Annotated in this window: 12 protein-coding genes; 5 read left to right on the forward strand and 7 right to left on the reverse strand. The window is 73.8% G+C overall.

What is annotated here, in order from left to right; translation table 11 throughout:
• Positions 1-137 precede the first annotated feature (137 nt).
• Positions 138-596 carry a hypothetical protein gene (locus NOD94_RS36585; RefSeq protein ID WP_281210545.1) on the reverse strand — a complete coding sequence of 153 codons (459 nt, stop codon included), beginning with the start codon at positions 594-596 and terminating at the stop codon, positions 138-140.
• A gap of 107 nt (positions 597-703) precedes the next feature.
• Between NOD94_RS36585 and NOD94_RS36590 the strand changes: the two genes are divergently transcribed.
• The 3 genes from NOD94_RS36590 (at position 704) to NOD94_RS36600 (ending at position 3,616) form a co-directional block, all read left to right on the forward strand.
• Positions 704-1,045: a hypothetical protein gene (locus tag NOD94_RS36590; RefSeq protein WP_281210546.1), complete on the forward strand. Its 342-nt coding sequence runs from the start codon at positions 704-706 to the stop codon at positions 1,043-1,045.
• Positions 1,046-1,204: 159 nt separating this feature from the next.
• Positions 1,205-2,449 carry an Ig-like domain-containing protein gene (locus tag NOD94_RS36595; protein WP_281210547.1) on the forward strand — a complete coding sequence of 415 codons (1,245 nt, stop codon included), beginning with the start codon at positions 1,205-1,207 and terminating at the stop codon, positions 2,447-2,449.
• Between the two features lie 174 nt (positions 2,450-2,623).
• A complete protein-coding gene (locus tag NOD94_RS36600; RefSeq protein WP_281210548.1) occupies positions 2,624-3,616 on the forward strand; it encodes a GNAT family N-acetyltransferase in 993 nt (330 codons plus the stop codon).
• Between the two features lie 31 nt (positions 3,617-3,647).
• On the opposite strand, the gene NOD94_RS36605 is transcribed toward NOD94_RS36600, so the two are convergent.
• The gene (locus NOD94_RS36605; protein WP_281210549.1) at positions 3,648-4,568 is read right to left on the reverse strand and encodes a helix-turn-helix transcriptional regulator; all 921 of its coding nucleotides are present in this window, start codon (positions 4,566-4,568) and stop codon (positions 3,648-3,650) included.
• 203 nt (positions 4,569-4,771) lie between these two features.
• Here NOD94_RS36605 and NOD94_RS36610 point away from each other — a divergent pair, with 203 nt between their 5' ends.
• Positions 4,772-5,818 carry an NAD(P)-dependent alcohol dehydrogenase gene (locus NOD94_RS36610; protein ID WP_281210550.1) on the forward strand — a complete coding sequence of 349 codons (1,047 nt, stop codon included), beginning with the start codon at positions 4,772-4,774 and terminating at the stop codon, positions 5,816-5,818.
• A 146-nt stretch (positions 5,819-5,964) separates the two neighbouring features.
• Positions 5,965-8,136, forward strand: a complete 2,172-nt coding sequence (locus NOD94_RS36615) for a sulfatase-like hydrolase/transferase (protein ID WP_281210551.1) — start codon at positions 5,965-5,967, stop codon at positions 8,134-8,136.
• On the opposite strand, the gene NOD94_RS36620 is transcribed toward NOD94_RS36615, so the two are convergent.
• The 5 genes from NOD94_RS36620 to NOD94_RS36640 all read right to left on the reverse strand — a co-directional run.
• Positions 8,123-8,617, reverse strand: coding sequence for a hypothetical protein (locus NOD94_RS36620; protein WP_281210552.1), 495 nt, complete (start codon positions 8,615-8,617; stop codon positions 8,123-8,125). The genes NOD94_RS36615 and NOD94_RS36620 overlap by 14 nt on opposite strands.
• Positions 8,610-9,284, reverse strand: a complete 675-nt coding sequence (gene msrA / locus NOD94_RS36625) for a peptide-methionine (S)-S-oxide reductase MsrA (protein ID WP_281210553.1) — start codon at positions 9,282-9,284, stop codon at positions 8,610-8,612. Before msrA ends, NOD94_RS36620 begins: the two co-directional genes overlap by 8 nt.
• Before the next feature lie 98 nt (positions 9,285-9,382).
• The gene (locus NOD94_RS36630) at positions 9,383-10,552 is read right to left on the reverse strand and encodes a hypothetical protein (protein WP_281210554.1); all 1,170 of its coding nucleotides are present in this window, start codon (positions 10,550-10,552) and stop codon (positions 9,383-9,385) included.
• Positions 10,549-12,147 carry a M48 family metallopeptidase gene (locus tag NOD94_RS36635; RefSeq protein ID WP_281210555.1) on the reverse strand — a complete coding sequence of 533 codons (1,599 nt, stop codon included), beginning with the start codon at positions 12,145-12,147 and terminating at the stop codon, positions 10,549-10,551. Before NOD94_RS36635 ends, NOD94_RS36630 begins: the two co-directional genes overlap by 4 nt.
• A gap of 86 nt (positions 12,148-12,233) precedes the next feature.
• On the reverse strand, positions 12,234-13,143 hold a 910-nt coding region (locus tag NOD94_RS36640; RefSeq protein ID WP_281210556.1), incomplete at its 5' end, for a hypothetical protein.

A 13,143-nucleotide genomic window follows, 5' to 3' on the forward strand; every position in this document is an offset into this window, starting at 1 on the left:
GGGGGGCGCGCGCGGGGGGGGGGGCCGCCCCGCGCCCCCCCCCCCCCCCCCCCCCCCCCCCCCCCCCCCCCCGGCCCGGCCCCCCCCCGCGGCCCCCCCCCCCCCCCCCCCCCCCCTTCGCGTTCCGTCCGGCGCCGCTACTGGGTGCGTGAGCGGCGTACGGAGAAGGCGACGAACCCGGCGCCCAGACCCAGGCAGAGCGTGCCGCCCATGACGTAGGGGGTGGTGTCCGCGCTGCCGGTGTCGGCGAGCGTGAGGGTGACCATCGAGGTGCGGTCCCCGGTGGAAACCCCGTCGGAGGCGCCGGACCCGTTGGTGTCGGGGCCGGGGGTGTCGGAGCCCGAGGTGTCGGAGTCCGGGTTGCCGGGGTCCGGAGCGGCGGAGTCCGGGGTGTCGGAACGCGTGGAACCGGAACGCGTGGCTTGGTCCCCTGGGGAAACGCCGTTCACGGTGCCGGTGTTGGCGGCGGCGGGGCCGCCGGAAGACCTCGCCGTGTCCTGACCGGGCGCGGTGGCGTTCGCCGAGGGGACGAACCAGAGGACGGCGAGGAGGGTGGTCGCTCCGAGAGCGGTGAGCAGCGGTCGACGTGCGGACACGGTGCGATCCCCCTTGTGGCAGCAGCGAATTGGCCGTGTGCGCCGATGCTAGTGAAGAGGGCGGGTCGTGGGAAAGTCGGGGCTGTCGCGGGCTTACTCTCCGTCGTATGAACCCTTCTGAGACATCACGATTCGTACGACTTCGGGTGGATTTGGTCCTCGAAGTATCCGACTCCCAGGCACTCATCGGCGCGGCGCTCGGGCACATCAAGGCCGACGAGTTCATGCCGGACGAGGAGCGCGGCCATGCCGAGGCCGCCGTCCGACAGGACGAATCGGAGGCGCTGGCCTACCTGGTGGACCCCACGGACCTGGTCGCGGAACTGCCCGGAATCGAGCTGGCGCAGGCCTCCTGGAGCAGCGAACCGGTCGAATACGACCCCGAGTCACTGGAGTGGGACCTGGGCGAGGAAGATGGTGACTTCGAGGAAGAGGCGGACAACGCCTGACCGTGGGGTTGCACACATTCGAACGGAGTGTGGAACCGATCCGCGTCGTTAACGCGTTGTCAGGACGAGCAGGGGGTGATGCCCCCTGCCCGGCCCAATCCCGGGAATGCAGCCTCGGGGTTTCCGGCAACGATGGAGTGACGTGTGAGGACGTACAGCATGCGGCGGAGAAGGTCCCTGGTGGCCGTATCCGCCGTGCTCGGCGGCGTACTGATGCTCTCGGCCTGCAATGACGGGGGTACCGAGAAGCCTCAGGGCAGCGCCGAAACGGGCAAGGCGCAGGCGGACGTGGACGCGGCGGCGGCCAAGGACGCCTCCAAGGCGAAGATAGAGATCACGCCCAAGGACGGCTCCACCAACATAGCCCTGAACGATGCGGCGAACGTCACCGTCAGCGACGGCAAGCTCACCCAGGTCGAGTTGAAGAGCTCCGAGGGCGCCGTGGTGGCCGGCAAGATAGCCGCCGACGGCAAGAGCTGGAAGCCGGACGCGGCCCTCAAGCGCTCCACGAAGTACGCCCTGGCGGCGACCGCGAAGGACGAGGCCGGGCGCGAGGCCCACGAGAACGCCTCGTTCACCACCCTCTCCCCGGAGAACAGCTTCGTCGGCTCGTTCGTCCCGGACGAGGGCCAGACGGTCGGCGTGGGCATGCCGGTCTCGATCACCTTCAACAAGCCGATCAAGGACCAGAAGGCCGTCCAGGCCGCGATCTCGGTCAGCTCCAGCAGCAACCAGGAAGTCGTCGGCCACTGGTTCGGCAACCAGCGCCTGGACTTCCGCCCCGAGGCCTACTGGCAGGCGAACTCCACGGTCACCCTGAAGCTCGCGCTCCAGGGCGTGCAGGGCGCACCCGGCATCCAGGGCGTGCAGAACAAGACCGTCACCTTCAAGGTCGGCCGGAGCCAGGTCTCCACCGTCGACGTGAAGGCGAAGACGATGACGGTCACCCGGGACGGCGCGGTCCTCAAGACCATCCCGATCTCGGCGGGCTCCCCGGAGAACCCCACGTACAACGGCCAGATGGTGATCTCCGAGAAGTTCAAGGAGACCCGGATGGACGGTGCCACCGTCGGCTTCAAGGGCAACGACGGCAAGGGCGAGTACGACATCAAGGACGTCCCGCACGCGATGCGGCTGTCCACCTCCGGCACGTTCATCCACGGCAACTACTGGGGCGCCGACTCGATCTTCGGCAAGGCGAACACCAGTCACGGCTGTGTCGGCCTGAACGACGCCAAGGGTGCGAACGACCCGGACCAGCCCGGCGCGTGGTTCTTCGACAACTCGCTGATCGGCGACGTGGTCACCGTGATGAACTCCCCGGACAAGACCATCAAGCCGGAGAACGGCCTCAACGGCTGGAACATGAACTGGGCGGAGTGGAAGGCCGGCTCGGCCGCCTGACACCCCGTGTGAGCGCCGCCGACGGCGCCACCTGCTGAACCCCGGACGGCGGGGAGCCCACGACGGGCTCCCCGCCGTCCGTGCGTTCCCGCCGTCCCTGGTTCCCCGCCGTCCGCGCGTTCCCCGCCGTCCGAGCGGCGGACGGGAGTTCGGCGACAGCACTAGGGTCGGAGCATGACGAAGATCGACACGCTGACCGTGCCCCCGACCGACGACGAGGTGGACACCTGGTGGGCGGTGCAGGTCTCCGCCCACGCCGCCGACGCCGCCACCCTGCCCGGCGTACCCGTGCCCACCCGGGTGGAGGCCGCCGGCCGGCTGCGCGTACCGCCCGCCCGCGGCCGGTTCGTCCACTGGGCCCAGGCGGACGGTGAGGGCCACGCCGCCCTGCTGCTGTTCACCGAGGAGGCCAACACCCACACCGCCTTCCTCGACGAGCTGACGGTGCGCCCCGACGCCCGCCGCCGGGGCGTGGGCACGGCGCTGTGGGAGCGGGTCCGCGCCGAGCTGATCGACGGGGGCCGGACCTCGGTCTCCACCGTCGCCGACACGGGTGGGCCCGGACAGGCCTTCCTGGAGGCCCTCGGCTTCGTGAACGTCCTGCCGATGGCCTGGTACGTCCAGGAACTCGGGGAGGACGCGCCCACCGGATCGACCTCCGCGTCGCAGGCGACCCCGGACGTACCCGGGTACGAGCTCCTCACCTGGGCCGGACCGGTCCCCGACGCCTGGGCGCCGGCTGCCGCGGTCGCGCACGGGGCGATGGAGGACGCGCCCTCCGGCGACGGCGACGAGCGGTTCACCTCCTGGACGCCGGAGCGGGTGCACGCCGCGCAGCGGCTCGTACTGGACCGCGGCGGGAAGATGCTGATGGTCGCCGCCGTCACCCCCGCCGGGGAGATCGCCGCGTACACGGCGCTGGTGCTCCCGGACCCGGACGGGCCGCGCGCCCTCCAGTACGACACCGTCGTCGTCCCCGCCCACCGGGGCCGCGGCCTGGGCCGCGCCGTCAAACTGCGGATGCGGGCCGAGGCGGCCGTACGGCACCCGGAGCTGCGCCGGATCGGAACGACCGTCGCCGACGAGAACACCCCGATGCTGGCCGTGAACGAGGCCCTGGGCTACCGGCACGAGCGCGGCGCGGCCGTCTTCCAGCTGATGCTCTGATCCCGGTGGCGGGCCCGCCCGGGGCGGAGCGTCAGGCGGGCTCCTCCGCGCGCGCCGTCCCCGACCCGGAGGACGGCGCGGGGGAGGACGGCGTCGGCTCGTGGGCCGGCGCCGACCAGGACGACAGCAACCGCAGCGCGTCCGCCGAGGGGGACCCCGGCACCGCGTGGTACGTCACCAGGAACTGCGCGGGATCGTCCGGCAGGGCCAGCGTCTCGAACGGCAGCACCAGCTCGCCCACCACCGGGTGCCGCAGCCGCTTCACCCCGTGCGTCTTCTTGTCCGCCACCGTGTGGGCCGCCCACAGCCTGCGGAACTCCTCGCTCTTCACGGACAGCTCCCCGACCAGCACGGAAAGCTGCTCGTCGTCCGGATACTGCCCCGCGTACATGCGCAGGTTGCTCACGACCTCGCAGGCCCGGCACTCCCACTCGGCGTACAGCTCGGCCGTCGCCGGGTCGAGGAACACCAGCCGCACCAGGTTCCGCTCCGCCGGGGGCAGCGCCCCGAAGTCCCCGAAGACGGCCGCGGCCAGCCGGTTCCAACCGATGACGTCCTGCCGCCGCCCCACCAGGTACGCCGGCACGCCCTCCATCGCCTCCAGCAGGCTCCGCAGCTCCGGGCGGACCTGCTGCGGGCGCCGGGACCGGCTCCGCCCGCGGGCACGGGGGCGCGCGAGGTGGGTCAGGTGGTCCGACTCCGTACCGTCCAGCCGCAGCGCCCGCGCGATGGCGTCCAGGACCTCCGCCGACACGTTCTGCCCGTGCCCCTGCTCCAGCCGCGTGTAGTACGCGACGGACACCCCGGCCAGCTGCGCCAGCTCCTCGCGGCGCAGCCCCGGAACCCGCCGGTGCCGGCCGAGGTCGGGCAGGCCCACGTCCTGGGGGCGCAGCCGGGCGCGGCGGCTGCGCAGGAACTCGCCGAGTTCGGCTCGCTGATCAAGCTGGTCCATACCGCCAGTATCCCCGGGCGGGACACCGGACGAGGAGGTGAGCCTGACCCCGCCAAGGGTAGGTTCGCCAGTCCTAGGCACGGCAGGGGTCTGGGTGGGCGGCCCGGACCGGGGCAGGGTGGAAGTACCGCAGTACGGACGTCGGACCCCGACGTCACCCCCGACGTCACAGCCCGGCGTCCTCGTCAGAGGAGATCACCCCCATGTCCGTCACCCAGGTTCCCGCCTACGCCGCCCCCGCCGCCAAGGCCCCGCTGGAGCGCGTCACCGTCCCGCGCCGCCCGGTCGGCGAGCACGACGTCCTCATAGACATCAAGTACGCCGGCATCTGCCACTCCGACATCCACCAGGCCAACGACGGCTGGGGCGAGGGCATCTTCCCGATGGTCCCCGGCCACGAGATCGCCGGGATCGTCACCGAGGTCGGTGCGGGCGTGACGAAGTTCGCCGTCGGCGACCGGGTGGGCGTGGGCTGCTTCGTGGACTCCTGCCGGGAGTGCGAGTACTGCCTGCGCGGCCAGGAGCAGTACTGCATCAAGGGCATGACCGGCACCTACAACGCCCTCGACAAGAACGGCGAGCCCACCTACGGCGGCTACTCCACCCACATCGTCGTCGACGAGAACTACACCCTCCGCATCCCCGACGGCGTCGAGCTCGACGTCGCCGCGCCGCTGCTGTGCGCCGGCATCACCCTCTACTCCCCGCTCCGGCACTGGCAGGCGGGCCCCGGCAAGAAGATCGCGATCGTCGGCCTCGGCGGGCTCGGACACATGGGCGTGAAGATCGCCGCCGCCCTCGGCGCGGAGGTCACCGTCCTGTCGCAGAGCCTGCGCAAGAAGGAGGACGGCCTGAAGCTGGGTGCCACCCACTACTACGCGACGAGCGACCCGAGCACCTTCGAGGAGCTGGCCGGCAGCTTCGACCTGATCGTCTCCACCGTCTCCGCGCCGCTCGGCCTCGACCGCTACCTCGCCCTGCTGAAGGTCGACGGGGCGCTCGTGAACGTGGGCGCGCCCGAGGAGCCGGTCGAGCTGAACCTGTTCTCCGTCATCGGTGGCCGCAAGACCCTCGCCGGGTCGATGATCGGCGGCATTCCCGAGACCCAGGAGATGCTCGAATTCTGCGCCGAGCACGGGCTGGGCGCCGAGATCGAGGTCATCTCCGCCGATCGGATCAACGAGGCCTACGAGCGGGTCCTGTCCAGCGACGTCCGCTACCGCTTCGTGATCGACACGGCGACGATCTGATCCGACGCCCGCGGCGGGGCCGGCGGCCCCCGACGGCCCGGCCCCGCCCGCCCGTGTCACACGCTTTTCACGCCCCGTGCATGGCCTTCGCGCGGCCCGGCCGCCGATGATCTCCTCACCGCCCCGTCGCTGCCGAGGAGTTCACCATGCCCAGCCGCCGCCACTTCATCGCCGGATCCGCGGCGGCCGTCGGACTCGCCGCGTTGCCCCAACTGCCCGCCGCGGCAACGGCGTCCGCCGACGGGGCCGCGGCCGGGGGCGCGCCGCACATCGTGGTGGTGCTGGCCGACGACCTCGGTTACGGCGACCTCTCCCCGTACGGCCAGAAGCTGATCAGCACCCCGCGCATCGGTCAACTCGCGGCGGAAGGGCTGCGGTTCACCGACGCCTACGCGGCCGCCGCCGTCTGCGCCCCGTCCCGCGCCGCGCTGCTGACCGGCCTGCACACCGGGCACGCCCCCGTCCGCGCCAACCCGGGCAGCGGCGGTCAGGCCGGCCTCGGCGCCGGGGACACCACCTTCGCGGAGGTGCTGAGGGCGCGCGGCTACCGCACGGGCCTGTTCGGCAAGTGGGGCTTCGGGCCGGAGGCCGCCGACCAGCCGAGCCACCCGCTGGCGCGCGGGTTCGAGGAGTTCTACGGCTACATCGACCACGGCCACGCCCACCAGTACTACCCGTCGTACCTCTGGCACAACGGCGCCAAGGAGCCGGTCGCGGCGGGCACCTTCGCCCCCGAGGCCATCGCGGCGCGGGCCCTCGACTTCATCGACGCGCACGCGGCCGGACCCGACCCCTTCCTGCTCCTCCTCACCCCGAACCTGCCGCACGCGCCCAGCGAGGTCCCGGACCTCGGCGCGTACGCCTCGAAGCCCTGGACCAAGGCGAACAAGGCGCACGCCGCGCAGATCGGCCTGCTCGACGCGCAGGTCGGCGCGGTCGTCGACCGGCTCCGGGCGCGCGGGATCGCGGACCGCACGGTCGTCCTCGTCGCCTCCGACAACGGCCCCCACGAGGAGGGCGGCGTGGACCCCGACCTCTTCGACGCCAACGGCCCGCTGCGCGGCTACAAGCGCAACCTCTACGAGGGCGGCGTACGGGTTCCCCTGATCGCCTGGGGCCCCGGCCGGATCGCGGCGGGTACCACGAGTACCCGCCCCACCCCGCTCCACGACCTGTTGCCCACCCTCGCCGACCTGGCGGGCGCCCCGGCCCCCTCCGACATCGACGGCCTCTCCGCCGCCCCCGTCCTCGCCGGCGCCCCGGCCCTCGCCCCGATCCACTCCCACCTGTACTGGTACCGGGACGAGCAGGGCGTCACCTCCCGGGCCGACGCCCAGGACGGCGGCCGGGCCAAGCGCGTCGCCGAGGCCATCCGCAAGGACCGGTGGAAGGGCGTCCGGTTCGCCCCGGGACGGGACCGCAACGCCCCCGACGCGCAATGGCAGTTCGAGCTGTACGACCTGACGGCCGACCTCGGCGAGCAGCGCGACGTGGCGGCGGCGAACCCGTCGGTGGTCGCCTCCCTGACGGCACTGCTGCGCGGCTCCTGGGCGCCGACCTACCCGCGCCGGGCGTGGGGTCTGACGGCGTCCCCCGACGCGGACGGCGCGACCGTCACGACCCGGCTGTCCAACGGCACCGCCCGGGCCTGGCCGGACGCCCGGGTCGCGCTGGCCGTACCGGCGGGCTGGACGGCGACCCCCTCCGGCCCGGTGACGGCCGCCTCCCTGGCCCCGGGGCAGACCCTGACCACGGTGTGGGCGGTGACCGGGCCCGCGGCGGCCCCCGCCCTGCTGACGGCGTCCGCGACCACGTCCGCGTACCGCTTCTCGGCGCCCGTCCGCTTCGCCCCGCTGCCGGCCCCGCCGACCCGGGACGGGTACCTCAGCGACCTGCCGTGGGTGTCGGCGGCCAACGGTTGGGGGCCCGTGGAGGTGGACCGCTCCAACGGCCGCAAGGAGGCGGGCGACGGCACCCCGATCGCGTTCGGCGGGGTGACGCACGCCAAGGGCCTGGGCGTGCACGCCCCGTCGGAGGTCGTCTACCACCTGGGCGGGCGCGCGGCCCGCTTCACGGCCCTGGTCGGCATCGACGACTTCTCGACGCGGCAGTCGGCGGCCGGGGCGACCCGGGCCGTGGTCCGCGCCGACGGCCGCACCCTCCTGACCACGCCCACCCTCACGGGCGCGGGCGGGCCCACCGCGATCGACCTGGACGTCACCGGCGTGCGCCTGCTGCACCTGGTGGTGGAGGACGCCAACGGCAACTCCGCCTTCGACCACACCTCGTGGGCCCGCCCCCACGTCACGGTGCGCTGAGCGCCCGGCCGGCCGGGCTTGAGGCCGGGTGGGGTCGGGCCGGCGGCCACGCGTAGACGTACCGACCGGCGTCCTGGGCGAAGGTGACGTCGACCGGATGGGGTGCCAGGGCGAACTCCTCCTCGGCCCAGCGCAGGACCGCCGCGGCCAGGCCCTCCGGCTGGAAGTCCGTCTCCGGGAACAGCACGCGGTCCACCGTGAGCAGGACGTGCGCGCCCGGGTGCCGGGCGGCGACGGCCGGCGCCGCCACCGCCGCGCCGTGGCGCAGCCATCCGGCCTCGGCGGTGTCGAGCCGCTTGCCCCGGCGGTCCGACGGCGGATGCGTGCGGACGGGGGCGGTGTCCAGCCACACCCCGTCCGCGACCCGCTCGCCCCGGTCGGGCGGCGCGACGCCGACGGCCGCCGAGGCCGTCAACTCGATCCAGACGCCCCACGGGCCCTGCCGGACCCGGTGGAGGACGGTGCGGGGACCGTCAGGCATCCGGCGACGGGGCCGCCGCGACGCCGATCGGGCAGGAGACGCCCGTGCCGCCGGTGCCGCAGTAGCCGCCGGGGTTCTTGTCGAGGTACTGCTGGTGCTCCGGTTCCGCGGGCCAGAAGGGGCGCTCCGCGGCGGGGAGGACGGCCGTGGTGATCTCGCCGTGGCCGGAGGCGGTGAGGACGCGCTGGTAGGCGGCGCGGGAGGCCTCGGCCGTCGCCTGCTGGGCGGGGGAGTGGGTGTAGACCGACGAGCGGTACTGGGTGCCGACGTCGTTGCCCTGGCGGAAGCCCTGGGTGGGGTCGTGGGCCTCCCAGAACACCTTGAGGAGGGTCTCGTAGGAGACGAGCGCGGGGTCGAAGACCACGCGGACGACCTCGGTGTGTCCGGTCAGGCCGGAGCAGACCTCCTCGTACGAAGGGTTCTCGGTGAATCCGCCCTGGTAGCCGGCCAGGGTGGTCCACACCCCGGGGGTCTGCCAGAACTTGCGCTCCGCGCCCCAGAAACAGCCGAGGCCGAAGTCGGCCGTTTCGAGGTGGGCGGGGTACGGGCCGGTCAGGGGGTTGCCGAGGACGGTGTGGCGCTCCGGCAGGGAGAAAAGCTGGTGCGCGCGGCCCTTCAGGGCCTCCTCGCGGGTGGGGAGCTCGGGCGTGCGGCGGTACGAGAACATGGATTCCCTCCTTGTAGTCCTGACAACGGCCGGGGGCGGGCCGGGATTCCCCGACCCGCCCCCGACGTGCGACCCGCGAGGCGCGGTGCCCGGCGCGATCAGTCCTCGTCCTCCAGCAGGGTCACGCGGACCGCCCAGTTCCGGGCGTACAGGTAGCGCTGCTTCGGATTGCCCGCGTAGTACCAGGGCAGCGCGCCGATGTGGCCGTCGATGTGCCGGAACTGCTCGACGGCCTCCGCGTCCCGGTCCTGCCAGAACAGCAGGTACGCCAGCACGTGGCGGAGCCAGATCGCGCGGGTGTCGGCCGGATCGGCCGCCGCGAGGTCCACGAGGGCCTCGTCGACGGCGGTCCGCACGTCCGCCTGTGCGAAGAAGGTCTCCGCGGCGAGGTCGTCCTCGTAGTTCTCCTGCTCCACGTACGCGAGCAGCGGCAGCAGCGTCAGCAGTTCACCGGGGGCAGCCCCGGCGACCGCCTTCCGGGCGAAGGCCAGGGACTCCTCGTGCGAGCCGCGCCACTTGCGGGCCCAGTACTGCATGGCGTTGGTGTGGGCGCTCAGCAGCTTCGGGGCGCGCGTGACGATCTCGGTCCACAGCTGCTCGTACCGCTCGTGCGGGTACATCAGACCCAGGGCGACGGCCTGCTCGACCATGTACGGGACCGGGTCGGCCGGGTCCGCCACCTTCTGCGCCTCGTGGACGGCTGCCTGCGCGCCGCGCAGCAGCTTGTGGAAGAGGTCGAACTGTTCCTCCGAGGTGTGGCGGGCCCACGCGGAGCCGCGGACCTCCCAGGCGACGAGGACGGCGTTGTCGGCGAGGACGAGGGCCGCGGCCGGGTCACCGGGCCGGGCGGCGCGCCAGGCGACCAGCCAGGCGTCGTCCTCGACGGCCGCCTCGGCGAGGGCGCGCACGCGGTGCCAGCGCTCCTCCCCGTCGGCGCCGGCGGCTTCCAGGTATGCGGCGCCCGCCTCCCAGTCCCCGGACCGGACGGCGGCCAGGGCGGCCGTCCGCTCGGCCGGGACGGGTGCGGGGTGGTCGGTGTCCAGCGCTTCCTCCGGTACGAAGCCCAGGGCGACGACCGCGGCCGCCTCCTCGGCCTTGCCGTCGGCCTTGAGGGTTTCGGTACGGGCGCGCAGTTCCGCGCCGGCCGACTCCAGGCCTTCGATCCGGTCGGTCAGTTTGCGGGCCTTGCGGATGATGAGGAAGCCGCGGGCGACGTAGAGGGCGCCCGCGAGGAGCAGGGTGCCGAGGACGAGGAGGAGGATGATCACGGGTTGAGCACCAGCTTCCGCAGCGGTTCGGTGTCGCACGGGTCGGCGACGGCCGCGTCCAGGGCGGCCTCCAGACGGTCCTCGAAGTCTCCGGCCGGGTAGGCCAGGCCGGCCGAGTCGGACCAGGACAGCTGCCAGCGGGCGGTGCCGCGGGCGGTCAGCTCGGTGGTGACGAGCTGGTTCAGGATCCGGCGAAAGGCCGGGCGGGCGAATTCGCGGGCCGCGCGACCGGTGGCGGCGGCCGCCTGCTCCGAGGTCGGGAAGCGCCCGGCGAGCCGCCACCGCAGCTGCGGGTCGGCGTCGACGGCGTCCAGCAGCGGGGCGAGGCCGTCGCCCGCGCCCTCGGCGGCCACGGCCTCGCGGATCTCCCGCGACCCCCGGCCGACGTACAGGGTCATGCTCTCGTGGACGAGGTCGGGCCAGTCCAGCCGCTTGAGGGCGAGGGCCTCCGGGCTGAGGACGACGGGCTCCAGGGCGGCCATGGCCGCGTCCGCGTCGGACAGCAGCTCCAGCGACGGGCGGGCGGTCCGGTCGGCGCGGCCGTCGTCGGGCAGGGCCTCGATGCGGGCCACGCGCTCGGCGAGCGCGGGGTGCGAGTCGTAGGGCGAGGTGGGCTCGGTGGACAGCTCGGTGCGCAGCTCGTCCAACTGCTCGGAGCGGGCGTCGAGGAGGTGGCGGAAGCCGCCGAAGACCTGCCCGGGCAGGGGCAGCAGCCCGGCGTTGACGCCGAGGGTGGCGTAGGAGTCCATGTAGAAGCCGTGGGCGTTGTCCAGGGCGTTCAGCTCGCGCAGTGCGGAGGCGGTGGCGTCGCGGCCCGCGACGCGGACGGCGGCCAGGTCCGCGGCGAGCTCCTGGCGGCGGGACGCCGAGAGGGTGGCCCGCATGTAGAACTTGGCGTACGCGGTGTAGATCCAGGCCATGGCGCGGTAGGTCATGCCCTCGCCGGTGGTGTCGACCTCCTTGGCCTTCTTGCCCTTGGCGGTCCGCTTCTCGGCGCGCTTCTCCTGCTTGGCGCGCTCCTTGGCGACCTTGGTGTCGGCGCGGTCGTTGAAGTGCGCGATGGTGCGGATCAGCTGGGCGCGGCCGCGGGCGATCAGCGGGGTGAGGCGGGTGTCGAGGTTGGCGTAGTGGCCCATCTCGTGGGCGAGGACGGCGCGCAGCTGCATTTCGTCCAGGCCGCTCATCAGGGGCAGGCCGACGTGGAGGCGGCGGGTGCCGGGCAGCAGGCCCAGCATCCGGGATTCCTCCGAGACGGCGGCGTTGACCTCGTCGATCAGCAGGATCTCGTCGGGCGCGCGGGTGCCGACCTGTGCGGCGATGTCGCGGACGGCCTGCCAGAGCGCGGGTTCCCGCTCCTCGGTGGCGGGGATGCCGGGCAGCGGTTCCGACTTGGGGGTGCGCAGCATGAACATGCCGCGCACGATCGGGATCGCGAGGACCACCGAGACGATGACGACCTTGGCGGCCACGGGGCCGTGCAGCCAGGTCATTCCGGCCCAGTCGAGCAGCGCGAGGAGGCCGAGCAGGATCAGGCCGAGCAGGTAGAAGCCGGCGAGCAGGACGAGCGCGCGCAGCGCGCGAAGTGAAGCGCCCATAAGGACAGGTCCCCCCAGGGGATGGAGAAGTGGTGCGGGTGGTGGCGGGTGCCGGTGAGGGCTCCGCGGGGCGGTGCCGCGGGGGGTCAGCCGCGGCGTGCGCCGTGGGCGGCGAGGCCCCGGGCCAGGTCGAAGGCCGCGACGGGCCCGGCCCCGTCGGTGTGCCAGGGCGCGGCGCCGCAGTGCGGGCCGATGGCGCGGAACTGGTCGAGCGCCGCCGCGTGCAGGCCGGCCTCGCCCAGGCGGTGCGCGAGCAGGTGGCGCAGGCGGGGCAGGCCCTCGTGGTCGGTCCGGACGGACTCCAGCCGGTCCGCGACGGCGCCGAGCAGGGCCCGGTGCGCCTCGGAGCGGGCGGTACGGGCGGCGCGGGAGCCGCGCAGTTCGTCCAGGGCGTGGAGGTAGACCCCGGGCAGCAGGCTGCCGGCCGGGGCCTGGGCGGCGGCCCGCCCGGCGAACTCGATCATCAGCTCGTCGGAGCCGTGCCACTTGGCGCACCAGTACTGCATGGCCTGCCAGTGGGCGGCCGTGTGGTGGGGTGCGCGGCGCGCGAGGTTGCGCCACAGGTCGGCGAACTGGCTGTGGGTGTACGACATCGCCCGCGCGGCCGTGATCATGACGACCCAGGGGCCGGGGTCCTCGGGGGCCAGGTCGGCGGCGCGCTGCGCGGCGGCCATGGCGGCGGGCAGTTGGGCGTGGAAGGCGCGCATGTCCGCGTCCGGCACCTCGCGGGCGACGGCCGAGCCGCGCACCGCCCAGGCCCGGCTGACCAGCAGGTGGGCGTGGACGGTGCCGGCGTCGCCGTCGGCGGGTTCGGCGGTGCGCCAGTCGGTGAGCCAGCGGTCGTCGGCGCCGGCGAGCCGGATCAGCGGTTCCAGCCGGGTCCAGCGTTCGTCCCAGTCCGTGCCGGCGGCGCGGACGTACGCGGCGGCGGGCCGCCACTCGCCGTCGTGGGCGGCGGCGGTGACGCGGCGGCGCTCGGCCGCGCGCTCGGGATCG

The organism is Streptomyces sp. Isolate_45, assembly GCF_024721315.2.
Taxonomy (GTDB): domain Bacteria; phylum Actinomycetota; class Actinomycetes; order Streptomycetales; family Streptomycetaceae; genus Streptomyces.

Bases quoted from the DNA above. Each gene is read 5' to 3' on its own strand.
- NOD94_RS36595 (WP_281210547.1), top strand. From the start codon at position 1,205: ATGCGGCGGAGAAGGTCCCTGGTGGCCGTATCCGCCGTGCTCGGCGGC.
- NOD94_RS36590 (WP_281210546.1), top strand. From the start codon at position 704: ATGAACCCTTCTGAGACATCACGATTCGTACGACTTCGGGTGGATTTG.
- NOD94_RS36620 (WP_281210552.1), bottom strand. From the start codon at position 8,617: ATGCCTGACGGTCCCCGCACCGTCCTCCACCGGGTCCGGCAGGGCCCG.
- NOD94_RS36615 (WP_281210551.1), top strand. From the start codon at position 5,965: ATGCCCAGCCGCCGCCACTTCATCGCCGGATCCGCGGCGGCCGTCGGA.
- NOD94_RS36635 (WP_281210555.1), bottom strand. From the start codon at position 12,147: ATGGGCGCTTCACTTCGCGCGCTGCGCGCGCTCGTCCTGCTCGCCGGC.
- NOD94_RS36610 (WP_281210550.1), top strand. From the start codon at position 4,772: ATGTCCGTCACCCAGGTTCCCGCCTACGCCGCCCCCGCCGCCAAGGCC.
- msrA (WP_281210553.1), bottom strand. From the start codon at position 9,284: ATGTTCTCGTACCGCCGCACGCCCGAGCTCCCCACCCGCGAGGAGGCC.
- NOD94_RS36600 (WP_281210548.1), top strand. From the start codon at position 2,624: ATGACGAAGATCGACACGCTGACCGTGCCCCCGACCGACGACGAGGTG.
- NOD94_RS36605 (WP_281210549.1), bottom strand. From the start codon at position 4,568: ATGGACCAGCTTGATCAGCGAGCCGAACTCGGCGAGTTCCTGCGCAGC.